Below are 23,686 nucleotides of genomic sequence, written 5' to 3'. Positions count from 1 at the left end.
ATCTGGTCAATTTTAAGCCATTTGTATCTTTATGTAACAAGCATTTACTGCTTTATAACTGTGGCTGAGATATTACGGGTACGGCGATTGTTTTTGAACCTGCAGTAGGTGAGAATTGCAAAATACTTGCAATAAGGATGCCCGCGGCCATGTCAGATCGGCAAAATAGTGAATCCAGCGCACCTGCTGCCGTGTCAGGCGACACTTTACGCGACAGAGAGAACGGTGCAAGAACGCTACACGCCATGAGCATTGATGTGGAAGACTACTTTCACGTGGCCGCTTTGGCAAAGGTGATTCGCCCTGACCAGTGGGGCAGCCTGCCCAGCCGTGTAGAGCAAAACACCGAGCGCCTGCTGGCATTGTTCGAACGCAATGACGTGAAGGCCACCTTTTTTGTGCTGGGATGGGTGGCCGACAAGTACCCGCAATTAGTACGCAAAATTGCCGCTGGGGGTCATGAAGTGGCGTCCCACGGCTACAGCCACCAGCTGATTTACAGCCAGACTCCGGACGTGTTCCGCGAGGAAACTGTGCGTTCAAAAGCGTTGCTGGAAGACATTATTGGGGCTGAGGTGAGCGGTTATCGCGCTGCTAGCTATTCGATTACCCATAAATCGCTGTGGGCGCTGGATATTCTGGCGGAATGCGGATTTACCTGGGATTCCAGTATTTTTCCGGTGCGCCATGACAATTACGGCATTCCGGGTTCGCCCCGTGCGCCCTACACCATTGAAACTGAAAAAGGCCATTTGCTGCGGGAATTCCCGCTGACCACGGCCAAAATCGGCGGGCTTTCTATACCGGCGGCGGGCGGGGGCTATTTTCGCCAGTTCCCCTACCCTGTTTTCCGCTATTTGTTCAATAACGCCTCTGGCGGTGGCAGCCGGCCGCAAATGTTTTACCTGCACCCCTGGGAGGTAGACCCAGACCAGCCGCGCTACAACAACGCCAGCTGGTTTTCCCGCTTCCGTCATTACACCAATCTGGATAAGTGCGAGCACCGCCTGGAAAGGCTGATGCAAGACTTCCGCTTTGGTACAGTGTCACAAAGCTACGATGCGTATAAACCCGAGAGCTCTCAGCCGGGCACGCGACTGACCACGCAACAGATGGTCGGACTGGCCTGAAACTGACGGGGATTGCCCATGTATTTAGAATTTTTCGGCCTGCACAGACACCCGTTCCGGATTACGCCGGAAGACGACTTTATTTACATGAGCCAGCAGCACTCGCGGGCTTACGTGTATATGTCGTCGGCTATTTGGAGTTCAGAAGGTTTTGTGGTGATCAGTGGCGAAATCGGCTCTGGTAAAACTACCCTGCTAAAGAAAACCATCCGCAATATGGATGGGGATTTGAAGCTGTTGAACGTGGCCTACACCAACCTGGAATCCAAAGATCTGTTCAGCCTGATTCTGCGCAAGGCGGGATTGAAGGCCGAAGACGACAGCAAGGTGGGCATGCTGTTTCAGATTACGGAATATCTGGAGAAGATGGCCGCCGAAGGCACGCCGGTGGTGCTGACCATCGATGAAGCCCAGAACCTGACCCGGGAAAACCTGGAAGACGTACGCATGCTGGCCGGCATGGAAAGCATGGGCGGGCCATCTATGCGGGTAATTTTGCTGGGGCAGCCTGAGCTTAAACAGGCGGTTACTTCTATTCCCCAGCTGTCGCAACGGGTAAAGCTGTTTTTCCACCTGGAAGGGCTAACGCCAAAAGAAACCGCCGAGTACATTGATTATCGCTTGCTGGTGTCTGGCCACGGTGGCAATAAGCTGTTTGATAAAGACACGGTTCAAGAGATTCACGATTTGAGCCATGGCATTCCGCGCCTGATTAACAAGCTGTGCGACGGTATGATGATGTGCGCCTACGCTGAAGACCGGCCGTTTATAGACCCCCACGACCTGAAAAACATCCGCAAGGATTTGCTGGGGGAAGACGACGAGCCAAAGGCAAAACTGCCGGAGAACGCGCAGCACAACAGAAGTGCCGCCCCAGCCCCGGTTGGCGCGCAGTCGACTGAAGGCTTCGGTGACCTGTCAAAAACCCTGCAGCGTATTGCCAGTGCTCTTGAGAGCATTGATGGGCGTTTGGCGAAGATGTCATCAAAAGGGACATCCCCAAAAAAAGAACCCGCTGACAATGTGAAGTCACTCACGCCTTTCTGGAAGAAATAGCTGCTTGCGGCTGTTGAATTACTATACACACCCGATCCGCTTGGTCATTTTTGGCCGTCCGCCCCGGATTTCATGAATACACCATTGACGTTTTCCTGCTCACTATTTAAGCTGGGATATACCTTTGGGATATACATTGCGAGGCAGTCAACAAATGGAACGTGCAAGTATTTTCAAAAGCAACAAAAGTCAGGCACTGCGGCTTCCAAAGCCGGTGGCCTACCCTGATGACGTCAAACAAGTGGACATCGTGGTCATTGGGCGTGCTCGCATTATAACGCCCGCCGGAGAGGCATGGGATAGCTGGTTTGACGGTGAAGGGGTTTCCGGTGACTTTATGACAAGCCGCGAACAGCCGACCCCTCAAGAGCGTGAGACGCTCTGATGCTGAAGTACATGCTTGATACCAACATCGCGATTTACACCATCAAAAATCGGCCTGCCGAGGTCCGTGAAGCGTTCATTGCTCACGACGGACAGATGTGCATTTCAGTCGTAACGTTCATGGAGCTGATATACGGAGCTGAGGCATCTGCGGCAGTGCGCCGTAATCTTAGGGATGTTGAGGGTTTTGCAGCCCGGCTTGAGGTTTTGCCATACGACAATGACGCGGCAGCACATACCGGGCAATTGCGAGCTGAGCTGAAAAAGATTGGTCGCCCGATTGGCCCTTACGATGAAATGATCGCCGGGCACGCCCGATCACAAGGATTAGTGGTCGTCACCAATAACACAAAGCAGTTCGAGAACGTGCCCGGGATACGCCTGGCCAACTGGATGGGCTAGGCGTATCCCGGGGCCAGAGTTCGAGGGCCGAATGTTCTTCAACTGATCCTCAAGGGATTCTTCCGCAATTTCGGTGTCGTAAGCTGTCTGAACTCGCAGCCAGTGACCGCTCACGAGAGAATCCCGGCGTGGTGTTAGGCTGCAACTACAGAAACACGCCCTGGTTTTGCTGTATGACCGTCAGCGCTGATGACGATTTGTACGTCTCGGCCCAGGCGGGTGAGACAGTCCAGCATTTTTGTTTCACTGATGCCGCGAAACTTGCCATTCAGCAGATTAGAAAGCTTCGGCTGGCTCAGATCCAGAATCTTACAGGCATCTGTCTGTGTCCATTGATTGGCGCTAATAATGTTGCGAATTTGCGCTGCTAGTTGCGCTTTTACCAGCATTTCATCTGCATTAGTAAAGCCCAGGTCCGCATAGACGTTGGTGCTTCCTTCTTCAACTGTGGTCATTTTCCACCTCCCTCCGCGTGTTCTTTTGCCGCTTTCAGACGGTCATTGATAACGTTTATATCGGGTTTCGGTGTGGCAATGCCTTTAGATGATTTTTTCTGGAAACAATGCAAGACATACACTGCATCACCGTATTTCACGGTATAAACGGCCCGATATGTGCCGTCATTATCACGCTGCACCACTTCCAGAACTCCTGCCCCGCCAAAACCCTTTAAAGGTTTGGCGTTGCCGTGCTTTTCCCCAACCTGCGCCAGATGGAGGGCAAAGCCGAATACGTCTTGCACATCATCAGGCATGACCATCAGGTCTTTTTTGGCCGACCCGACCCACATTAATTTTTTTGGTTGTGAAATCATAAAAATATTATATACATTTTGGTATAATGCGCAAGGCGGGATTGAAGGCCGAAGACGACAGCAAGGTTGGCATGCTGTTCCAGATTACAGAGTATCTTGAGAAGATGGCCGCCGAAGGCACGCCAGTGGTACTGACCATTGACGAAGCCCGGAACCTGACCCGGGAAAACCTGGAAGACGTGCGCATGCTGGCCGGTATGGAAAGTATGGATGGGCCATCCATGCGTGTGATTCTGCTGGGCCAGCCCGAGCTTAAGCAGGCGGTGACGTCTATTCCCCAGCTTTCGCAACGGTGAAGCTGTTTTTCCATCTGGAAGGGCTAACACCAAAGGAAACCGCCGAGTACATTGATTACCGCTTGCTGGTGTCTGGCCACGGTGGCAACAGACTGTTTGACCAAGTTACTGGACACAATTCGCCACAACTTGCGTGTAATACAATGTGAACGAAACTCGACGTTATGGATTTTTAGTGTCGGTATTTTTTACATATGCCTCTGCACGGCCGCGGACTTAAACTTTCAACTCACTGAAATAAAAGTCGAAAATATTTCTGGCATCAAACCTGCATTCCTTAAGGAAACTTAGAAAACAATTTAATTAAGGAAAACCTTATGTCTATATTCAACCGTATCGCAGCTATAAGCGCCTTGGGTGTTTCTCTTGCCATTGCCGCCCCTGCCATTGCATCGCCTGTCACTGGAAACCTGATTCAGAATGGCAGCTTCGAAAACGATTCCGTAGCTGCGAACAGCTGGCAATCGTTCACTGCTATCGATGGATGGAGCGCCGATAACAACGGATTCGAAATTTGGAACAACTATAACGGCGTAACTGCTAAAGAAGGCAACCAATTTGCCGAGCTAAACGCAGACCCTGGCACAGGCTCTGCTTTCAGTATTTACCAGGATATCAACACCGTCGCAGGCCAATCCTACGACATTAGCTTTGCTTATCAGGCCCGCAGTAACAACAACGAAGAGTTTTCCTTCTCTGTCACTCCGAGTGGAAGTATTGCCTGGCTGCTAACCGACCACACGACTGATGGCTGGAGCATATTCTCCAATTCATTCGTAGCCCAGCAAGCAACTACGACAATCACGTTCACCTCTGTGACTCCGTTGACTGGCACCGTTGGTAATTTCCTGGATGATGTGAAAGTGACCGCCGCGGTTCCAGAGCCTGGCACTCTGGCGCTTCTTGGCCTTGGTCTGTTTGGTTTGACTGCTGCGCGCCGTCGTAAGACCGCCGCGTAAGTTGATAGCATAAAAGGTAAGTTTCACCGGTCGTTCCCTGACTGGCGAGCCTTTAAAAACCCCGGCCCTGTGCCAAGCCGTTCAGCTAAAGTGGATCTGGTTTGGTTCTGTCGGGTAGCGGAAAAGGCCGGTGAATTTTCACCGGCCTTTTTTTATGATTTTGCTTTAATGTATTTATCTAGGTAGATGATCTTTTCCAGCTCCACCGGCCCTTTTGCCAGCCCCAGAAGCATGGCTGGGGTTTTGCCTTTCTCATTCACTTTGCAGTAGTTGTAATAAACTCTGTAGATGTCGCCAAGCTGAGTGTATCTATTCGGATTGTAGGGTGAATATCCATACCAGATTCGCCTTCCGCTGGTTCCAGAGCCAAATGGTCGTTCAAAGCAGGTCACGGCTCGTCGAATTTGCATAAAGAAACGATCTACAGCATGAAGAGAAGCCTTTTTATAAAGGTTTGCCTGGTGTTCTGGTGTGTAACGATCAATCTCAGTGATCGCCGCAATCATCTTTTCTGACTCCGCCATTGTAGCGAGAGGATGTTGAATCCATTTCTCTGGAGATTGCGGAAGCGAGAGCGGTTTTTCCAGGCGCTCGATCAGCATTTTATTGATCACTTCCCCTTTTTCCGTCACCGACATCTTCTGGAACGACGTGCCCGCATAATTACTGATCACTTCGTGAGAATCCTGGATCAGTCGTCGTTTGGCATCGACGGTTTTATCGTTACTCGCTCTGATCAAAAAGCCGTCAGATTTCCCTTCCAGAATTTTATCCCGGAACGCTGCAATATAAGCACCTCTCATGCCCGTATCCTGATCCATAAAGAATCGGGTTCGACCAACAGAGCCCATAAGCCTTCTTAGCAGAAAGAAATGAGCGGTCATCGTGTATTCGTTATGGATCAAGGCACCTTGTGAAGGAAGCCTGGTTGTGACATCGAAATCTTCGGAGGAACCATTCGCGTTCACAGTGTTATCGTATGCGGCCTTGCGTCGTACCTCGTCAGCCAGAGATGCGGCTGCAAGCTGCTCAGCACGTTGTGATGACCGCTTTGTGGCATCATTGAATTCCTGCTTTAGCCATACCCGTGCATATTCACGATGGTATTTGGGGCGGTCGTAATCACTGAGTTCAATAGCATGCTTTTCTGTGCTTTCTTGATTCACACTAGCATCAAAATTGAAGTTGAAGGCGAAGACATACCCAGTTCTGAGGCAGGCGGTGGCGATGCCATAAACTTCGCAATTTCGCTTATCTTTCCGTTGTGTCCAGTTACAAATCTGAACCTGCCGGTCCGTCGCCAGATATAACCGGGGTATTTCCAGGTTTTTTAGTTCTGCCTCCCGGTGACTCACGAAATCCAAACACTGTCGGTGCAGAAACTCTATTTTTCCATAGAGAGTCTGAGGATGAATGGATAAGATTTCAGCAATGCGCCGGAGGGGAACCCGGTTAACGAGAAGTTTGAAGAACTGCTTATTGATTTCAGGCTTGCGATGAGCGCGATTTCTTTTCTTTGGAGTAAACGTTTTTCGGCACGAGAGACATTGGTATCGCTGCGAACCCGAGGCTGTTTTCCCTCTTCTTTTTACCTGACCACCATTTTCCATACACCCGTTTGGGCAATTCGTATCTGGCCCTGTCAAATAACTGCTGATGCGGTGAAGTTCTTGGGCAACCGCTTTGTTGCTTTTAAGCGCTGAGCTAATGCCACCAGAATACTCGCCAGATCGTTTCCTTGCTTCGCACGACTTACAGGCCAGAGTGGCGGCATTTAAGCCCGTACCTTGAACACGAAAGGGTTCCGGAGCATTCAGTAATTGACGGTCACCGATTTCTCTATTAGATGTTTTGTATATCCTTTCATCTGGGACTGGCGAGAGTTCAAAGTTCTCACAGTTTGGAGCCCCACATCCGTTGACTTGAATTCCCTCATACCTTTCGGGAACCCTGGGCCAATCCTTCTGGCAAGATTTCTTTCTCATGAAAAAAGACACCATACTGTCTGGATATCCAGTAGTATAGCGCCTTTTTAGGCTACACCAAGCTGCTCAGATCCACTTTAGCTGAACGGCTTGGCCCTGTGCCGGGTTTTTTGCTTTCTACGATTGCTGATTAGAGGTCGTCACATTTTGCTCAAATCACAAACAGCGAGGTAAATTCATGAACAGCCATGCCTTCCAGCTCTGCCTGGCTCTGTAATGCCTGGGAGATTCGCTGGCATTGGCCTGCGGGGAAGCGGGTTGCGAGGTTCTGCTGGAACTTCTGTTTAAGCAGCGGAATCGCGGCTTCGCGACGGCGGCGATGCCCGATTGGATACTCGACCACCACATTGTCTGTGCTTGAGCCGTCTTTGAAGAAAATCTGTACAGCGTTGGCAATGGAGCGTTTGCCTGGGTCCAGATAATCCGCTGTGTAAGCCTCGTTTTCGACCACCTCCATTTTGCTTCGCAGCTGATCAATCATTGGGTTGGCGTTGTGAAAGCTGTCTTCGTAATGATCAGCCGTCAGGTCGCCAAATATCAGCGGCACGGCTGTCATGTATTGCAGGCAGTGGTCGCGGTCTGCGGCGTTGGCCAGGCTGCCCACTTTGGAAATGATACGAATGGCGGATTCGTGGGTGGTCAGTACTATTTTATCAATATCTTGCAGCCGGTCTTTCACTTGCGGGTGAAGTGTAACCGCGGCTTCTGCGGCGGTTTGGGCGTGGAATTCTGCAGGGAAAGACACTTTGAACAGGATGTTTTCCATCACGTAGGAGCCAAATGCCTGTGGTAAAGAAAGCTGACACTTGTCCGCAGGTTTGATTTTTTGGTCTTTGTTGGTTTTGCTGAACAGCACGTCGTTAAAGCCCCACTGGGGCGCTGTGAGCGCGCCAGGTATGCCCATTTCGCCGCGCATAGCGATATCCGCAAGGCGAACGGCCCTGGAGGTGGCGTCCCCTGCCGCCCAGGATTTACGGGAACCGGCGTTGGGGGCATGGCGATAGGTGCGCAGGGATTGGCCGTCTACCCAGGCGTGTGACAGGGCTGACAGCAGCTGGTCGCGGTTGGCGCTCATCAGGCGGGATACTACGGCGGTAGACGCCACTTTCACCAACAGAACGTGGTCAAGCCCTACCCTATTGAACGAATTTTCCAGCGCCAGCACGCCCTGGATTTCGTGGGCCATGATCAAGGCTTCCAGCACGGCTTTCATGGCGATGGGGGATTTGCCTTCGGCCACACGCTTTTGCGACAGGTGATCCGCGACTGCCAGTATGCCGCCCAGGTTGTCCGACGGGTGGCCCCATTCAGCCGCCAGCCAGGTGTCGTTGTAATCCAGCCAGCGAATAATGCAGCCAATGTCCCAGGCGGCTTTGACCGGGTCCATACGGAACGATGTGCCGGGCACCCGCGCGCCGTTGGGCACAATCGTGCCTTCCACCAGCGGGCCCAGGTGCTTGGTGCATTCCGGAAATCTTAAGGCCAGCAGGCCGCAGCCCAAGGTGTCCATCAGGCAATGGCGGGCGGTGGTCCAAGCTTCTTCGCTGTCAATTTGGTAGGTGAGGACGTAGTCGGCGATGGTTTGCAGGATGTCGTCGTAATCCGGGCGTTCGTTTAGATCGAATGTGGCAGACATGGATTTTCTCCTGTTTTGAAATGTGCGGGCAAAAAATACCCCCGGCTGGGTCTCCAGCTATTCCCTAAGGGTAGCCGGTTATTAGCGCGGAGGTACTTTCAAAATCTGGAAAGCTGCGGAGCTAAAACGAATCTCCGGGAATTCTTACCCAGCCTTCCATCAGCACTCGCGCGCTGCGGCTCATGATGGCCTTGGTGGCTGTCCACTGGCCGTTTACTTCTTTGGCTTCTGCGCCCACCTGCAAGGTGCCAGACGGGTGGCCGAAGGTGACGGAGGTACGGTCACCGCCGCCTGCCGCCAGGTTTACCAGCGTTCCGGGAATAGCCGCTGCCGTTGCTATGGCAACGGCAGCGGTGCCCATCATGGCATGGTGCAGTTTTCCCATAGACAAGGCTCTAACAACCAGCTCTATGTCGTTAATAGTAATCGATTTACCGCTTGAAGCGCTGTAGTCCGCAGGCGGTGCAACAAACGCTACTTTTGGTGTGTGCTGGCGCGCGGCGGCTTCTTCGATGTTCTGAATCAGCCCCATTTTTACCGCACCGTAGGCGCGAATGGTTTCGAACATGGCCAAGGCTTCGGGGTTGCCGTTGATAGCATCCTGAAGTTCGGTGCCGTTGTAGCCGACTGCATCGGCATTGATGAACACCGTGGGAATACCGGCGTTGATCATGGTGGCCTTCAGGGTTCCAACGCCTGGTACTTCCAGGTCGTCCACCAGGTTGCCGGTGGGGAACATGGCGCCTTCGCCGTCGGCCGGGTCCATGAATTCTACTTGTACTTCGGCCGCTGGGAAGGTGACCCCATCCAGCTCGAAATCACCGGTTTCCTGCACTTCGCCGTTGGTGACCGGTACTTTGGCGATGATGGTTTTGCGGATGTTGGCCTGCCAGATGCGGACGGTGACTGTTCCACTTCCTGTACCATTTTCGGGTAAGCGATCTTTTTCCACATAGCCACTGCTAATGGCAAAGGCGCCGACTGCTGCGGTGAGGTTGCCGCAGTTGCCGCTCCAGTCGACAAAGGGCTTGTCTATGCTGACCTGGCCGAACAAATAGTCCACATCGTGGTCTGGCTGGGTGCTTTTGCACAGAATCACGGCTTTGCTGGTGCTGGAGGTTGCACCGCCCATGCCGTCTGTTTGCTTGCCATAGGGATCCGGGCTGCCAATCACCCGCAGCAGCAGGTTGTCCCGGGCCGAACCCGGGGTTTGTGCGCGCTCGGGCAGGTCGTCCAAACGGAAGAACACGCCTTTGCTGGTGCCCCCGCGCATATAGGTGGCGGGGATTTTTACTTGTGGTGCCTGGCTCATAAGACCGCTCATGCGACCGCCCCTTCTGCCTCTAGGAAATCCTGAGCGAAGCGCTGCAACACGCCGCCAGCTTCGTACACAGACACTTCGTCTGCGGTGTCCAGGCGGCAGGTTACAGGTACGTTCAGGGTTTCGCCGTTTTTGCGGTGAATAACCAGGGTCATGTCGGAACGTGGGCTCATATCGCCTTCTACGTCGTAGGTTTCGGTGCCGTCCAGCTTCAGGGTCAGGCGCGTGGTGCCCGGCTTGAACTCCAGTGGCAATACGCCCATTCCGACCAGGTTGGTACGGTGGATGCGTTCGAAGCCTTCGGCGGCAATGGCTTCTACACCGGCCAGGCGCACGCCTTTGGCGGCCCAGTCGCGGGAGGAACCCTGGCCATAGTCGGCGCCGGCCACAATAATCAACGGCTGCTTGCGTTCCATGTAGGTTTCAATGGCTTCCCACATGCGCAGGTTTTTGCCTTCCGGCTCCACACGGGCCAAAGAACCCTGAATGACGTTGCCCTTTTCATCCCGCACCATTTCGTTCATCAACTTGGGGTTGGCAAAGGTGGCGCGCTGGGCGGTCAGGTGGTCGCCGCGGTGGGTGGCGTAGGAGTTGAAGTCTTCCTCTGGCAGGCCCATTTTGTGCAGGTATTCACCGGCAGCGCTGTCCATCATGATGGCGTTAGACGGCGACAGGTGATCGGTGGTGATGTTGTCTGGCAGAATCGCCAGTGGGCGCATACCTTTCATGGTGCGCTCGGCCGCCAGTGCGCCTTCCCAGTAGGGCGGGCGGCGAATGTAGGTGCTGGCCGGACGCCAGTCGTACAGGGGGCTTTCGGCTTCTTCGAACGCGCCCAGATCAAACATCGGGATGTAAACCTGTTTGAACTGCTCGGGCTTGACGCTGGATTTTACGATGGCGTCGATTTCTTCATCGCTTGGCCAGATGTCTTTCAGGGTGACCGGGTTGCCGTTTTTGTCGGTGGCCAGTACGTCTTTTTCGATGTCAAAACGCACGGTACCGGCGATGGCGTAAGCCACGACTAATGGCGGCGATGCCAGGAACGCTTGCTTGGCGTAGGGGTGAATTCGGCCATCGAAGTTACGATTGCCCGACAGTACTGCCGTGGCGTACAGGTCGCGGTCGATGATTTCCTGCTGAATGACTGGATCCAGAGCGCCGGACATGCCGTTACAGGTGGTGCAGGCGTAGCCCACGATACCAAAGCCCAGCTTTTCCATTTCTTTCAGCAGGCCGGCTTCTTCCAGGTACAGGCGGGCAACTTTGGAGCCCGGTGCAAAAGACGATTTCACCCAGGGCTTGCGCACCAGGCCCAGTTCGTTGGCTTTTTTCGCAATCAGGCCTGCGGCAACCACGTTGCGAGGGTTTGAGGTGTTGGTGCAGGAGGTAATCGCGGCGATGATCACCGCGCCGTCTGGCATTTTGCCTTCGGCTTCTTCCGCCAAGGCCCTTTCCAGATTACCGGCAATGCCCTGGGCGTGCAGATCGCTGGTCGCTACGCGGCGATGAGGGCTAGACGGGCCAGCCACGTTGCGCACAACGGTGGACAGATCAAATTCCAGTACCCGCTCGTATTCCGCTTCGACCAGCGCGTCGGCCCACAAGCCAGTGTGCTTGGCGTAGGTTTCTACTAATGCGATCTGCTCTGGCTCGCGCCCGGTCAGCCTCAAATAATCGATGGTTTGCTGATCGATGTAGAACATGCCGGCAGAGGCACCGAATTCCGGGGTCATGTTGGAAATGGTGGCCCGGTCGCCGATGGTCAGGCTTTCTGCGCCTTCGCCAAAGAATTCCAGGTAGGCGGATACAACGCGCTCTTTACGCAGGAACTCAGTAATGGCGAGTACTATGTCGGTCGCGGTAATGCCCGGCTGGCGTTTGCCCGTGAGCTTCACACCGATGATGTCTGGCAGGCGCATCATGGACGGGCGGCCCAGCATGACGGTTTCTGCTTCCAGGCCACCGACGCCGATGGCGATAACGCCCAGGCAGTCGATGTGGGGGGTGTGGCTGTCGGTACCAACGCAGGTGTCCGGGAAGGCGACGCCGTCACGGGACTGAATCACCGGAGACATTTTCTCCAGATTGATCTGGTGCATGATGCCGTTACCGGCGGGGATCACGTCGACGTTTTTGAACGCAGTTTTGGTCCACTCGATAAAATGGAAACGATCGTCGTTACGGCGATCTTCAATGCTGCGGTTTTTTTCGAACGCGTCCGGGTCAAAACCCGCGGCTTCTACCGCCAGGGAATGGTCCACAATCAGCTGGGTGGGAACTACCGGGTTCACTTTTGACGGCTCACCGCCTTTTTTAGCGATGGCATCGCGCAGGCCTGCCAAGTCGACCAGAGCGGTGGTGCCCAGAATGTCGTGGGTGACCACGCGGGCCGGGTACCAGGGGAAATCCAGGTCTTGCTTGCGTTCGATAAACTGCTTTAGCGATTCGGTGAGCATGTCGGGTTCGCCGCGACGAATCAATTGCTCGGCCAATACACGGGAGGTGTATGGCAGTTTGGCGTAGGCGCCAGGCTGTATGTCTTCGATGGCCTGGCGGGTGTCGAAATAGTCCAGGCTGGTGCCTGGTAGGTTTTTGCGGTAGTGGGTGTTCATATTTCTGGCTCTCTCATTAACGCTTTTCGATCGGTAGCCATTCGGCGTGATCTGGGCCGGTGTATTCGGCGCTTGGACGGATGATGCGGTTGTTGGCGCGCTGCTCTTTAACGTGCGCAGTCCAGCCAGATACCCGTGACATCACAAAAATAGGCGTGAACAGTTCGGTGGGGATGCCCATGAAGTGGTAAGTAGAGGCATGGAAGAAGTCGGCGTTGCAGAACAGTTTCTTCTCGCGCCACATAACTTCTTCACAGCGTACGGACACCGGGTAAAGCACGGTATCGTTCACTTCTTTAGACAGTTTTTCGGACCACTTTTTGATGATAATGTTGCGCGGGTCGGAATCGCTGTAGACCGCGTGGCCGAAGCCCATGATTTTTTCTTTGCGCTGCAGCATGCCCATCAGGCCTGCTTCGGCTTCATCCGGGGTTTTGAATTTCTGGATCAGTTCCATTGCCGCTTCGTTGGCGCCGCCGTGTAGCGGGCCACGCAGGGTGCCGATAGCGCCCGTTACACAGCTGTGGATGTCAGACAGGGTTGAGGCGCATACGCGGGCCGCGAAGGTAGACGCGTTGAATTCGTGCTCGGCGTACAGAATCAGGGAAACGTTCATTACCCGTTCGTGCAGCTCGCTGGGCTTTTTGCCGTGCAGCAGTTCCAGGAAGTGGCCACCGATGGAATCGGAGCTACTGTTGGTATCAATGCGCACGCCTTTATGAACAAAGCTGTACCAGTAGTTGATGATGCCCGGGAACGCGGCCAGCAGGCGGTCGATTTTGTCGTCTTGCTCACTGAAGTTTTGCTCGGTTTCCAGGTTGCCCAGCATGGAGCAGCCGGTGCGCATCACGTCCATCGGGTGGGCGTCTTTGGGGATATTTTCCAGCACGGTTTTCAGTGCGTCTGGCAGCGTGCGCAGGCTTTTAAGCTTGGCTTTGTAGGCGTCCAGTTCCTGCTGGTTGGGCAGTTTGCCTTGCAGCAGCAGGTAGGCCACTTCTTCGAACTGGGCGTTGTCTGCCAGGTCGCTAATGTCGTAGCCACAATACGTGAGGCCAGTTCCGGTTAAGCCAACGGTGCACAGTGCGGTTTGACCAGCAACTTGTCCACGCAGCCCTGCGCCACTTAATTTTTTTGCTTCAGCCATGGGTGTTTTCTCCCTCAAAACCGGGGACAGATTTGAAATCTGTCCCCTATTGTTAGACCGGGGACGGATTTAAAATCCGTCCCCTATGTAGGTCTGTCCCTGTTTGTTTACTTGGCGCCGGGGGCAGACTTCAGACCGGGGACAGACCTTAGGTCTGTCCCCTATCCGTCTAGAGCCGGGGAAAGATTTTAAATCTGTCCCCTACCCCTCTTTCTCAGCCTTTGGTCTGCTGGAAAAGCTGGTCAAGCTTCTGTTCGAAATCGTGGTAGTTCAGGTAGTCGTATAGTTCCATGCGGGTTTGCATCAGGTCGATTACATCTTTCTGGTCGCCCTTCTCCAGAATGTTCTGGTAAACCGTTACGGCGGCTTTGTTCATGGCGCGGAAGGCGCTCAGCGGGTAAAGCACCATGCTGGCACCGGCGTCGCCCAGCTCTTTGCGGTTGTACAGCGGCGTAGCACCAAATTCGGTGATGTTGGCCAGCAGCGGCACATTGCCCAGGGCTGCAGAGAAGGCTTTGTAGTGTTCCAGCTCGTTCACGGCTTCAGCGAAGATGCCGTCGGCGCCGGCTTCTATATAAGCTTTGGCGCGATCAATAGCGGCGTCCAGGCCTTCTTTCTGGAACGAATCGGTACGGGCCATGATGAAGAAGTCTTTGTCGGCGCGGGCGTCAACGGCCGCTTTGATGCGGTCTACCATTTCTTCTTTGGAAACAATTTCTTTGTTCGGGCGATGACCGCAACGCTTCTGGGCGACTTGGTCTTCAAGGTGAACAGCAGCCGCACCGGCTTTTTCCATTTGCTGAATGGTACGGCCAATGTTGAATGCGCCGCCCCAGCCGGTGTCTATGTCTACCAGCAGCGGAATATCCGTGGCGGCGGTGATGCGGCGCACGTCTTCTACTACGTCATTCAGGCTGGTCATGCCCAGGTCTGGCAGGCCGTAGGAGGCGTTTGCAACGCCGCCGCCAGACAGGTAAATAGCCTGGTGCCCTACCCGCGCGGCCATCATGGCCGCGTAGGCGTTGATGGTGCCAACAATCTGCAGGGGCTTGTTGTCGTTCAGGGCTTTACGAAAACGGGCGCCCGGGGAAAGTTTGCTGGACATGGTGTTGCCTCCTTTGAATAAAGATGACGATGGTTTACTGATTACTTAGATAGTCAGTTCGCCGTCGCGGATTTTTTGTTCAATGTTTTTTCGTGCTGCGTGAATATGGCGTTTCATCAGAAATTCCGCCAGTTCGCCATCTCGGTTGGCAATGGCATCGACAATGTTGCGATGCTCGCCCAACGCCATGTGCGGGCGCCCGGCCGAGGTGCTTAAACGGTAGCGGTACATGCGCACCATGTAGTACAGGTCGCCCAGCAGCATTTGAGTCAACTTGGTGTTGCGACTGCCAGTAGCGATGCGGTGATGAAAATCGTAGTCGCCCTCGGCCTGGTAGTAAGCCTGGCCCTGGGCTTGTTTGATCATGGTTTCGTGGGTGTCGAGGGTGGCGCGCAAGGCGGCAATTTCGGCGTCTGTCATGCGTTCCGCGGCCTGCCGCGCGGCCAGGCCTTCCATAAGTTCGCGTATGCGATAGAGCTCTAGTAATTCGTCTGCGCTTACGGAGACTACTTTCACCCCGGCGTGGGGGCGGCGTACCAGCAAGCCACGGGATTCAAGGCGACCCAAGGCTTCACGCAGCGGCCCGCGGGTTAAATGAAAGCGGGAGCAGAGCTCAACTTCACCAATTTTTTCGCCCGGAGTCAGGTCGCCTTTCACAATCGCCGTTTGCAGACAATCGAAGGCTTCATCAGCGCGGGTATAGGCTTGCGGGACAAGTTCCAACATACTTTGTTAACAATCCTGTGAGTGATGTTGCGAAATTACGCGCCATCACACGAATTGTCAACAATCCTTCAGTATAAGACGCCATCTCTGACGCTTTACAATTCTAAAAACCGAGCTTGTTCGTCCACCGGCGGCGGCGTGTACTGGTAAAGCCACACTTCAGACACCGGTTGCCCGCTGAGCATCAACTGCAAACGAATGTCGACGGAACCGCCCGATTCACCGGGCACCAAATCAAACATTGCGCGGTAGCCCTTAATCGAGTCCAGAGGGCGCACAGACACTAATTCTACCTTGCCACTGCTGGTTTTGATGGCAGCTTCCAGCTCGGCATTGGCCCCCAACATACTCAAACCACCGCCACCGAAATCGATCGCAAAACGCCAGGAAAATACGTCCCGAGGCTTCCCTATAACGCCGCCAAGTCCGGTGCGGGTGGCTTGCACTTGCGCCAACTTGTCGGGCTGCACCGGTGGCTGTTCACCCCAGGTCAACGTGTAGGAAAACAGGTGTTCTTTGCCAACAGCCAACGGCTTTTGCGGATTCCAAAACGCCACGATATTGTCGAATGTTTCGTTTCCCGTGGGGATTTCAGTGAGCATTACCTGCCCTGGACCCCAATCGCCTTTCGGCGCGATCCAGGCGCTGGGCCGGCGATTGTAGAACACGCCGTCGTCTTGGTAGTGCTCGAAGTTCCGGTCACGCTGCAACAGGCCAAAGCCTTTCAGATTATTGTCAACAAAACTGCTGACATGAACGTTGCGGGGATTCATCAACGGCCGCCACAGCCATTCGTTGTTGCCATTTTGAATCGCCAGGCCATCTGAATCGTGAATTTCCGGACGCCAGTCGTAGGCCATACGGCGATCGTTTTCGCCCACCTGATACATGCTGGTTAGCGGCGCAATGCCCACCCGCTCAATGGCTTTGCGTGGGTAGAGCGCTACATCTACATCCATCACTGTATTTTGCCCGGGCTGAATCCGGAAAGCATAGGCGCCGGTCACGCTGGGAGAATCCAGTAAGGCCCAAACGGTAACGAAGTCCTGACCGGGGGCCGGTTTCTCTAGCCAGAAGGTGGTGAAATCGGGGAACTCTTCTTCCCTACTCATGCCCGTGTCGACGGCCAAACCGCGGGTAGACAAACCGTACTGCATGGATTCGCCCACTGCACGGAAGTAACTGGCGCCCAGGAAAGACGCCAGATCTAACTGAAAGTTGGTGTAAAAATGCAGGCGGAAGCCTGCGTAACCAAGATTCGGTTCCAGATTACCCAGCGCCTCTTCGCCGCTGTAGTCGAAGTTGCTCTGACGATATTCCAGAGCCCGGGCGATACCGCCATCCACTTCGAATATTTGCACTGGCTTTTTGAAGTACAAGCCAAGATGGAAAAGCTGCACCTGAAACAACAAATCGTCGCTGCGCCAGAGCGCATCCTGGGGCTTGAAGCGGATGGACTGATAATCATCCCAGCTTAGGTTGCTCAGGCTTGCGGGGATGCCGCTGGTTTGTGGCTGGTAGGCTTTGCTGGCCAGATGACGAGCGTGACCTTTGAGCCAGGCGTAATCAAAAGGCCCACTGTATTTTGTGCTGCGAGCCACCTCACTCGCCTGCAGCCAGGCCGGCATGGGTAAAAGGCCCAGAACAGTAGCGGCAGATACGGCTTTTAGAAGAGAGCGACGGTGCATTATTAAACCTCTCAAGTCGGAGTGGTAGGTTGTCGATGTTCTGTTGTTGGTCGATAGTCAGTTGTTGGTTGAGTCCGTTATTCGTCACTATCTAATTGTTAAAGACGGGCGATCGCCTGGCCCCAATAACTGTCCGTTGGCGCCATCCAGGCACGGCGATGAAGCTCGGCCAGGGCCACTCTGTCTTCGCACAATTCGCTGATTTGTTTTTTATTCAATGCCGTCGGGCCGGTATGGATGCATTGGTCCACCAGGCCGTTGAGCCTTTTGGCGCGCCTGGAATGGCGGTCCGGCCTGGCCAGCGCCAGTTGTTGCTGGTGAACCAGCGGCACCAGAACGGCCTGTTCAAAGTGCCCAAGGCTCCAGGGGCTGGCCGGCTGGGCGCGATTTTCAGCGGCATTTTTCAGCAACGTCAGCGGTGCCAGCTCTTCAGGAATCAGTAGCAGCCCGGCGCGGCGTATGGCTTGGCCCACCCTGACCCGGCTGAGCAGCACCGAGGTGGGCGCCGCCAGTATTAAAGGCACAGCCACGGGCAGCGACCAAATGAAAAAGCTGACATCTAGCCACCAGGCGAACACCGCCCAACTACCGCCAATTATTAATCCCGGTGCCTGGGTTATTAACGCTTCGCGCCAGCCGGTTTCTTCCGTGCGGTTTTGCCCGGCCCAGCTTAGGGAGACGTTTAACAAAGACGCGATGACGAACCGGCTGTGGGCCAGCATGCGGATGGGTGCCAGTAATACCGAGAATACAATTTCTACCCACACGCTTAAAAACAGCCGCAAAGGGCCACCGAAGCCTTTGGCTAAGCCGTGAATGATGGCGTCGATAATGGCCAGGAATTTTGGCACGAACAACAACGCCAATGTGCTGAGGGCAAGGGTAAGCGCCCACTCTGGCCGCCATTCCGGCCACAGCGGGAAGAGCCCTTCGTGGCCAGCCGGGAAATATTCGATGGGCGACAGGGTTAACTGCGCAGCGGCCACCGTGGTCAACGCCAGAAACGCCAGCCACAGGGGCGAGGCCACATAAGCCATTACGCCGTTGAGGAACGCCATGCGGTGCGCCAGGTTGATGCGGCGGCCGAAACACAGAATCCACAGGTGCTGCAGATTGCCTTTGGCCCAGCGGTTGTCTCGTGACAGTTCATCCGCCAGCGTGGGGGGTGACTCTTCAAAACTCTCGCCCAGACCGGGTTCCAGCCAGACTTCGTAACCGGCGCGGCCGATATAGGCAGCCTCGACAAAGTCGTGGCTCATGATCGGCCCTTTAAACACACCAAAACCGCGTAATTTGCGCAAACCGCAGTGCTGCATAAACGGCTCTACTCGCAGGATGGCGTTGTGGCCCCAAAAAGCGGCATGACCCATTTGTACGGCGGCAAGGCCGGTCGCAAACAGCGAAGAATACAGGCGATTGCCAAACTGTTGCAGGCGGGCAAACAGCGACTGGCCGTTAATGATGGAGGGGTTTGTTTGCAGTATGCCGACCTGGGGCTCGCGTTCCATCAACTGAACCATACGCACGATGGTACGCCCGCTCATCAAACTGTCGGCGTCTAACACCACCATGTATTTGAAAAGTCGACCCCAACGCCGCAGAAAATCGGCGACGTTGCCACTTTTATAGTTCAGGTTAACGCCGCGGCGGCGGTAAAACAGCCGGCCGTGGGCGCCCAGCTCGTCACATAACTGATGCCATTTTGCCTGTTCTTCCAGCCATATTTCCGGGTTGCGGCTGTCTGACAATATGAAAAATTCAAAGTATTCAATCTGACCGTTGCGCTCCAGCTCCTGATACACCGCTTTCAGCCCGCTAAACGTCCAGTGCACCGGTTCGTGGTACACGGGCAGCACAATGGCGGTTTTGACCAGCGGGGTGTGTTCCAGGTCATCGCTGCTGTAGCGGTTCAGCAGGGAGTGCCTATCGCCACCCATCAGCCGCAACACAAATCCGACCACCGCGGTCCAAAAACCCACGGCTATCCAGGCGTAGAGCAATGCAAATAATACCAGCAGGCCGATTTCCAGCGAGGTGCTGCCGTGGTAAGGCATGATCCACAGCAAGTAATAGCTGGCCACCGCGGTTTGGCCGAATACCAGCAGCGCCAGCAAGCTGCGCCTTATTCTGGCTACTGTGCGCCAGCGCCAGAGTGTCTTGGGGACCCGGTCACTCATAACCCATGCTTCCCCTGAGCAGCTCTGGCCCGGCTTCAAGCGACAGTTTTGGTTGTGGCAACTCGAAATACTGGGGCAGCAGCTCCATAACCAGCTTTAGATAATCGCCATCAGGGGCCTGCTGCAAAGCGTGGCCAACCAATTCAAGCGCGGTGCGGCATTCATTGACACCCGGTTTGATTCCACTGCCGCGAAGGTAGGCTATTACCCGGTCCAGTGCCTTCTGGCACGGTAGCTGCTGCACGTTTATTCCCTCGCCTGGGCTAAGCCAGGCAGCTGATACAACCAGGTTTCAGACACCGCATTCGGGCCTGCCAATAATCGCGCTCTTAGGGATGTGTCCTTATTGGGTGCAGGCTTAACCAGCATCGACAGGCGCCAGATGCCCTGCTCTGGCAGGTGCTCTACAAAGTGTTCCAGTATTTCGGCGCTGTCGTTGGTACCCACTTCACTGACAACCGGAACAGTGGCGGCGTTCAGGGTTTCCCCCTCAAAGTCGACGACCACCCGCCAGGTACCTTCCAGGTTGCGATTATTTTCGTCCTGGCTGGCGCCATTGGTTCGACCAGCACCCACCCAGGTGTCCACAACGCGGCCAATACCGCTGTCGAAGGCGGTGTGTTCGCCGAATCTAAGGCGGTACTGGAAATTCAGTTCTGCGCCCTGCTCGATTTTCTGACGCGGTTTCCAAAAGGCCACGATGTTGTCGTTGGCTTCTGAGGAGGTGGGGATTTCCACCAGCACAATTTCGCCTGAGCCCCAATCGTCGGTATTGTCGACCCATGCGCTCGGGCGCTTTTCGTAGTGGGCTTCTGCGTCTGAAAAATCCTCAAAGCGGGTATCGCGCTGCATCAGCCCGAACCCTTTCAGGTTGGTCACTTGAAAAAAGTTCATCCTCAAACTGGTGGGGTTTAGTAATGGCCGCCACACCCACTCGGTCACTTCTGCGGATTTTTCATCCTGTATCAGCAGGCCGTCAGAGTCGTGAACTTGCGGCCGCCATTCACCCGCTGGCTGGCGGGTGTTTTCACCGTAATAAAACATAGACGTTAGCGGCGCCAAGCCAATTTGGTCGATATTGCTGCGGGCAAACAGGCGGGCACTGACTTCAATGCCGGTGGCCGTGTTCGGGGTGATCACAAAGCGGTAGGCGCCGGTCGCGCTGGGGCTGTCTAACAGGGCATAAACCGTAATGGTGCCCGCGTTGGCGGCTGGTCGTTCTAACCAAAACTCGGTGAACGCCGGAAACTCTTCGCCGGAAGGTAGGCCGGTGTCTATGGCCAGGCCCCGGGCTGACAGGCCGAAACCGTTATCGGCCCCAACGCCGCGAAAATAACTGGCGCCAGCGAACACCAAGAACTGGTTGCCCTGGCGCTCAGGATTTTTGATTGCGGACGATGCTTGTAACGGCCAGGTCAGCCGAAAGCCCGCGTAACCCAAATCGGCAGGGATACGCTTGGCCAAATCAGGGGACGGGTAGGTAAAGTTATCGCGATTAAAAATCAGCGGCCTTACGCCCTCTTGATCCACTTCATTCAAGGTGACCGCGTGCTGGTATACGCTGCCGGCGGGCACCATCATGACCTCAAAGTGCTTTTTGCCCGCACTGGCCGGCTGGCGCCAAAGATTGACTTCGGTCTTGAAGCGGATTGACTGGTAGCGGTCGTAAGGTAATGCGGTTAAAAATTCAGGAACCGCGCTGGGTGCTTTGTATGGCGTTTGTGCCAGCGCCTGAGCTTTTTCGGTGACATCGGCAAACCCAAAGCTCCAAACCGGAGCGCTGGCGCCTAGACAAAATACGACAATGCACCCGTTTACAACACGGGCTGTCCTTGCAAGCATGGCTGGTATTCCCTGAGTTCAATTCGATTTGTTATGACTATACAACACCACGGGGTTGCTGCGCTTTATGTGACAACGATGTAAGGGGCTCTCCACTAACCAAACCGGAGCAATTCCGAGCGGAATTAAGGCGTTAGATATCGACCGTCAGGGAGAAACGGAAGTTTGGCGAATTTCCGGCATCGGGTAGCAGCGGAGAGTCGCCCAGTATCCGACCAATTGACGTGCTAGCGCGCAGATAGCGGGTTCTGAGTTGCAGTGAGAGTTCGCCGGCGTCGGCATTCAGATACTGATCATACCGGGTGCTGTGAACGTCTGCCCAGCCCCGCAGTAACGACAACCGCGCCCCGGCGCGAACGCCACTGACAAAAGGAAAATTAACACCGGGTGTATCGGCATCTATTCGCAGCCAGCCACCGGATGCGGCCGTGTACGAGCTGCCAGCGAAACCCTCCAGCAGCTGCGAGCCGGCAACGCGGATTTGCTCTGCCGCAGGCAGTTGGTCGGTGGCCGCCTGATAGCGCCCACTTAACCCCAGATGCCAGTCGTTCAGTTCGCGGCCGAGGGAGCCACCCAACAGCATCTTATAAAAATTATCAGAATCTCGATAGCCACCCTGAATGGGTGCCTGCCGGCTACTTATGCTTAGCCCGCGGGAGAAAGTGACCATTGTTGCGGCATTCCAACCGTAAAGCTGTATTAACTCGCGCTTGCCACTCACCCCCAACGACGACACCTGTGCAGCGGTGGTTTCAGCCCACTCGCCCTGCTGCATGCGCCGACTTTCGCGGGTGCTATGGCGCAGAACGCTGTCGAATTGCAACCCCTCCCAGCCAAAAAGTGCCCGCCGCGCCGAAAAGTTGGTTTCGTCTGACAACACATGCACTTGCTCGCGCAATGTGCCTGATAACTGATCGCTGTAACGACTATTGTTGCGTGTACTGAATGCAAAGTAATTGCCTTGCAGGGGGAAACTGTAGCTGGCGAACAGCGATTCGCGGCTGGCGCCTTCAAGGGCTCGGCTGTTGCGGTCAAAAACCACGCCCAGCAAGTGTTCGCGGAACACCAGACCGTCGGCGCTGACACCCAGCGAGCCGTTCATCTCATCATCCGATAACGTGCTGTTACCGGTGACAGACAAAGCAGACCACAGCCCTGCAGCAGCAGCGGGATCGGCCAGTCCGCAGGTACTGGCAAATAAACCGATAATCGCGAACATTAGACGAAGCAATAGCACAAGCAATTCCGAGGTTTTTGGCAGACAGAACAAAAACTGAAAACTTTAATAATTCAATTTTTCAATCAGTTATTGCACAATGTTAAATAACTTATTCACATTCAGCCTATTGCGCCAAATTTGCCAGCGTGCTGAACTGCCACACCATAGACTAGCCGTGAGATGAATTCTTTGATGGAAGCTGCATTTTAGCCATCAACATCGGTAAACTTTGCCAATACTGACTTTCATAAGGACGCTGAAATGATCAAGAAGTGCCTGTTTCCCGTTGCCGGCTATGGCACCCGCTTTTTACCCGCCACCAAAGCCATGCCGAAAGAAATTCTTCCTATCGTTAACAAGCCGTTGGTTCAGTACGGCGTTGAAGAGGCGGCAGCTGCCGGGATTCACGAATTCGGGTTTGTGACCGGTCGGGGTAAGCGCGCCATTGAAGATCATTTTGACATCAGCTACGAGCTGGAACACCAGATTGCGGGCTCTGGCAAAGAGGGCCTGTTGACCTCTATCCGCGATTTGATTGACCACAATACCTTCGCCTTTACCCGCCAAAGCGAAATGAAGGGCCTGGGCCATGCGATTCTAACCGGGCGCAACCTGGTGGGCGATAACCCTTTCGCCGTGGTGCTGGCCGACGACTTCTGCGTGGGGCCTGACGGCGAAGACGGCGTTCTGGCGCAGATGGTCAAACTTTACAGCCAGTTCCGCTGCTCTATTGTGGCCATTGAAGAAGTGCCCGCCGACGAAACCCACAAGTACGGTGTGATTGCGGGCGAGTGCATGAAAGACGGCCTGTTCCGGGTAACAGACATGGTGGAAAAGCCTGCACCGGAAGACGCGCCCAGCAACATGGCCATCATCGGCCGTTATATTCTGACACCGGATATTTTTGACATTCTGGAGCGCACACCGCCTGGTAAGAACGGTGAAGTACAAATTACCGACGCCCTGCTGGAACAAGCCAAAACGGGCTGCGTACTGGCCTACCAATTCAAAGGCCGCCGTTTTGACTGCGGCAGCATAGACGGCTTTGTAGAAGCGACCAATTATGTGTATGAAAACATCTACAAAAAGGGCTTGTAGCCTAAGCCAATAAAGAGTTGACGCATCGCAGCCAAATCAGTATATTTCGCTGCGTTGCAAAACAGGACCATAGCTCAGTTGGTTAGAGCGCT

General features: G+C 54.6%; 21 protein-coding genes. 7 read left to right on the top strand and 14 right to left on the bottom strand.

The window, feature by feature from the left end; translation table 11 throughout:
• The first annotated feature begins 149 nt into the window (after positions 1 to 149).
• The 4 genes from MIH18_RS00105 (at position 150) to vapC (ending at position 2,972) form a co-directional block, all read left to right on the top strand.
• On the top strand, positions 150 to 1,130 hold the full coding sequence (locus tag MIH18_RS00105) for an XrtA system polysaccharide deacetylase (RefSeq protein WP_249013535.1): 981 nt from the start codon (positions 150 to 152) through the stop codon (positions 1,128 to 1,130).
• Between the two features lie 18 nt (positions 1,131 to 1,148).
• Complete coding sequence (locus MIH18_RS00100) at positions 1,149 to 2,186, top strand: AAA family ATPase (protein WP_249013534.1); 1,038 nt, start codon at positions 1,149 to 1,151, stop codon at positions 2,184 to 2,186.
• A 154-nt stretch (positions 2,187 to 2,340) separates the two neighbouring features.
• A complete protein-coding gene (gene vapB, locus MIH18_RS00095) occupies positions 2,341 to 2,571 on the top strand; it encodes a type II toxin-antitoxin system VapB family antitoxin (RefSeq protein ID WP_249013533.1) in 231 nt (76 codons plus the stop codon).
• Entirely contained in the window at positions 2,571 to 2,972 is a 402-nt protein-coding gene (vapC, locus tag MIH18_RS00090; protein ID WP_249013532.1) for a tRNA(fMet)-specific endonuclease VapC, read from the top strand. The genes vapB and vapC overlap by 1 nt, the downstream gene beginning before the upstream one ends.
• Before the next feature lie 134 nt (positions 2,973 to 3,106).
• Here the strand turns inward: vapC and MIH18_RS00085 are convergent, their stop codons facing one another.
• Positions 3,107 to 3,427 (bottom strand): helix-turn-helix transcriptional regulator, encoded by a 321-nt coding sequence (locus tag MIH18_RS00085; protein ID WP_249013531.1) that lies wholly within the window; start codon positions 3,425 to 3,427, stop codon positions 3,107 to 3,109.
• Complete coding sequence (locus MIH18_RS00080; protein ID WP_283164806.1) at positions 3,424 to 3,786, bottom strand: type II toxin-antitoxin system RelE/ParE family toxin; 363 nt, start codon at positions 3,784 to 3,786, stop codon at positions 3,424 to 3,426. The genes MIH18_RS00085 and MIH18_RS00080 overlap by 4 nt, the downstream gene beginning before the upstream one ends.
• A gap of 41 nt (positions 3,787 to 3,827) precedes the next feature.
• On the opposite strand from MIH18_RS00080, the gene MIH18_RS00075 reads away from it, so the two are divergent.
• A complete protein-coding gene (locus MIH18_RS00075) occupies positions 3,828 to 4,082 on the top strand; it encodes an AAA family ATPase (protein ID WP_249013530.1) in 255 nt (84 codons plus the stop codon).
• 317 nt (positions 4,083 to 4,399) lie between these two features.
• The gene (locus MIH18_RS00070; protein WP_249013529.1) at positions 4,400 to 5,041 is read left to right on the top strand and encodes a DUF642 domain-containing protein; all 642 of its coding nucleotides are present in this window, start codon (positions 4,400 to 4,402) and stop codon (positions 5,039 to 5,041) included.
• Positions 5,042 to 5,193: 152 nt separating this feature from the next.
• Here the strand turns inward: MIH18_RS00070 and MIH18_RS00065 are convergent, their stop codons facing one another.
• The 12 genes from MIH18_RS00065 to MIH18_RS00010 all read right to left on the bottom strand — a co-directional run bounded on the left by MIH18_RS00065 (position 5,194) and on the right by MIH18_RS00010 (position 22,514).
• Entirely contained in the window at positions 5,194 to 7,026 is a 1,833-nt protein-coding gene (locus tag MIH18_RS00065; protein WP_249013528.1) for a hypothetical protein, read from the bottom strand.
• Between the two features lie 151 nt (positions 7,027 to 7,177).
• A complete protein-coding gene (locus MIH18_RS00060) occupies positions 7,178 to 8,662 on the bottom strand; it encodes a bifunctional 2-methylcitrate dehydratase/aconitate hydratase (RefSeq protein WP_249013527.1) in 1,485 nt (494 codons plus the stop codon).
• 121 nt (positions 8,663 to 8,783) lie between these two features.
• Positions 8,784 to 9,974, bottom strand: coding sequence for a 2-methylaconitate cis-trans isomerase PrpF (gene prpF / locus MIH18_RS00055; RefSeq protein WP_249014665.1), 1,191 nt, complete (start codon positions 9,972 to 9,974; stop codon positions 8,784 to 8,786).
• 8 nt (positions 9,975 to 9,982) lie between these two features.
• Positions 9,983 to 12,595 carry a Fe/S-dependent 2-methylisocitrate dehydratase AcnD gene (gene acnD, locus MIH18_RS00050; RefSeq protein ID WP_249013526.1) on the bottom strand — a complete coding sequence of 871 codons (2,613 nt, stop codon included), beginning with the start codon at positions 12,593 to 12,595 and terminating at the stop codon, positions 9,983 to 9,985.
• 16 nt (positions 12,596 to 12,611) lie between these two features.
• A complete protein-coding gene (gene prpC / locus MIH18_RS00045) occupies positions 12,612 to 13,739 on the bottom strand; it encodes a 2-methylcitrate synthase (RefSeq protein WP_249013525.1) in 1,128 nt (375 codons plus the stop codon).
• Positions 13,740 to 13,953: 214 nt separating this feature from the next.
• Positions 13,954 to 14,844, bottom strand: a complete 891-nt coding sequence (prpB, locus tag MIH18_RS00040) for a methylisocitrate lyase (RefSeq protein WP_249013524.1) — start codon at positions 14,842 to 14,844, stop codon at positions 13,954 to 13,956.
• Between the two features lie 45 nt (positions 14,845 to 14,889).
• Positions 14,890 to 15,570, bottom strand: a complete 681-nt coding sequence (locus tag MIH18_RS00035) for a GntR family transcriptional regulator (RefSeq protein WP_249005112.1) — start codon at positions 15,568 to 15,570, stop codon at positions 14,890 to 14,892.
• A 95-nt stretch (positions 15,571 to 15,665) separates the two neighbouring features.
• Positions 15,666 to 17,258: a glucan biosynthesis protein gene (locus MIH18_RS00030; RefSeq protein WP_249013523.1), complete on the bottom strand. Its 1,593-nt coding sequence runs from the start codon at positions 17,256 to 17,258 to the stop codon at positions 15,666 to 15,668.
• A gap of 98 nt (positions 17,259 to 17,356) precedes the next feature.
• The gene (mdoH, locus tag MIH18_RS00025) at positions 17,357 to 19,435 is read right to left on the bottom strand and encodes a glucans biosynthesis glucosyltransferase MdoH (protein ID WP_249013522.1); all 2,079 of its coding nucleotides are present in this window, start codon (positions 19,433 to 19,435) and stop codon (positions 17,357 to 17,359) included.
• A complete protein-coding gene (locus MIH18_RS00020) occupies positions 19,428 to 19,679 on the bottom strand; it encodes a hypothetical protein (protein WP_249005115.1) in 252 nt (83 codons plus the stop codon). The genes mdoH and MIH18_RS00020 overlap by 8 nt, the downstream gene beginning before the upstream one ends.
• Positions 19,680 to 19,681: 2 nt before the next feature.
• Entirely contained in the window at positions 19,682 to 21,277 is a 1,596-nt protein-coding gene (locus tag MIH18_RS00015) for a glucan biosynthesis protein G (RefSeq protein ID WP_249013521.1), read from the bottom strand.
• Positions 21,278 to 21,410: 133 nt separating this feature from the next.
• Complete coding sequence (locus tag MIH18_RS00010; protein ID WP_249013520.1) at positions 21,411 to 22,514, bottom strand: ShlB/FhaC/HecB family hemolysin secretion/activation protein; 1,104 nt, start codon at positions 22,512 to 22,514, stop codon at positions 21,411 to 21,413.
• Between the two features lie 243 nt (positions 22,515 to 22,757).
• On the opposite strand from MIH18_RS00010, the gene galU reads away from it, so the two are divergent.
• Complete coding sequence (gene galU, locus MIH18_RS00005; protein WP_249005118.1) at positions 22,758 to 23,594, top strand: UTP--glucose-1-phosphate uridylyltransferase GalU; 837 nt, start codon at positions 22,758 to 22,760, stop codon at positions 23,592 to 23,594.
• Positions 23,595 to 23,686: the final 92 nt, after the last annotated feature.

Origin of the sequence: Marinobacter sp. M3C (assembly GCF_023311895.1) — a bacterium.
Lineage (GTDB): Bacteria > Pseudomonadota > Gammaproteobacteria > Pseudomonadales > Oleiphilaceae > Marinobacter.
Note: the sequence above shows the minus strand (reverse complement) of the source record. Positions and strands in the feature narration are given on the sequence as shown.

What these genes read in the sequence shown, in the direction of transcription:
- MIH18_RS00105 (WP_249013535.1), top strand. Translation starts at nt 150, where the DNA reads ATGTCAGATCGGCAAAATAGTGAATCCAGCGCACCTGCTGCCGTGTCA.
- MIH18_RS00100 (WP_249013534.1), top strand. Translation starts at nt 1,149, where the DNA reads ATGTATTTAGAATTTTTCGGCCTGCACAGACACCCGTTCCGGATTACG.
- vapB (WP_249013533.1), top strand. Translation starts at nt 2,341, where the DNA reads ATGGAACGTGCAAGTATTTTCAAAAGCAACAAAAGTCAGGCACTGCGG.
- vapC (WP_249013532.1), top strand. Translation starts at nt 2,571, where the DNA reads ATGCTGAAGTACATGCTTGATACCAACATCGCGATTTACACCATCAAA.
- MIH18_RS00085 (WP_249013531.1), bottom strand. Translation starts at nt 3,427, where the DNA reads ATGACCACAGTTGAAGAAGGAAGCACCAACGTCTATGCGGACCTGGGC.
- MIH18_RS00080 (WP_283164806.1), bottom strand. Translation starts at nt 3,786, where the DNA reads ATGATTTCACAACCAAAAAAATTAATGTGGGTCGGGTCGGCCAAAAAA.
- MIH18_RS00070 (WP_249013529.1), top strand. Translation starts at nt 4,400, where the DNA reads ATGTCTATATTCAACCGTATCGCAGCTATAAGCGCCTTGGGTGTTTCT.
- MIH18_RS00065 (WP_249013528.1), bottom strand. Translation starts at nt 7,026, where the DNA reads ATGAGAAAGAAATCTTGCCAGAAGGATTGGCCCAGGGTTCCCGAAAGG.
- MIH18_RS00060 (WP_249013527.1), bottom strand. Translation starts at nt 8,662, where the DNA reads ATGTCTGCCACATTCGATCTAAACGAACGCCCGGATTACGACGACATC.
- prpF (WP_249014665.1), bottom strand. Translation starts at nt 9,974, where the DNA reads ATGAGCCAGGCACCACAAGTAAAAATCCCCGCCACCTATATGCGCGGG.
- acnD (WP_249013526.1), bottom strand. Translation starts at nt 12,595, where the DNA reads ATGAACACCCACTACCGCAAAAACCTACCAGGCACCAGCCTGGACTAT.
- prpC (WP_249013525.1), bottom strand. Translation starts at nt 13,739, where the DNA reads ATGGCTGAAGCAAAAAAATTAAGTGGCGCAGGGCTGCGTGGACAAGTT.
- prpB (WP_249013524.1), bottom strand. Translation starts at nt 14,844, where the DNA reads ATGTCCAGCAAACTTTCCCCGGGCGCCCGTTTTCGTAAAGCCCTGAAC.
- MIH18_RS00035 (WP_249005112.1), bottom strand. Translation starts at nt 15,570, where the DNA reads ATGTTGGAACTTGTCCCGCAAGCCTATACCCGCGCTGATGAAGCCTTC.
- MIH18_RS00030 (WP_249013523.1), bottom strand. Translation starts at nt 17,258, where the DNA reads ATGCACCGTCGCTCTCTTCTAAAAGCCGTATCTGCCGCTACTGTTCTG.
- mdoH (WP_249013522.1), bottom strand. Translation starts at nt 19,435, where the DNA reads ATGAGTGACCGGGTCCCCAAGACACTCTGGCGCTGGCGCACAGTAGCC.
- MIH18_RS00015 (WP_249013521.1), bottom strand. Translation starts at nt 21,277, where the DNA reads ATGCTTGCAAGGACAGCCCGTGTTGTAAACGGGTGCATTGTCGTATTT.
- galU (WP_249005118.1), top strand. Translation starts at nt 22,758, where the DNA reads ATGATCAAGAAGTGCCTGTTTCCCGTTGCCGGCTATGGCACCCGCTTT.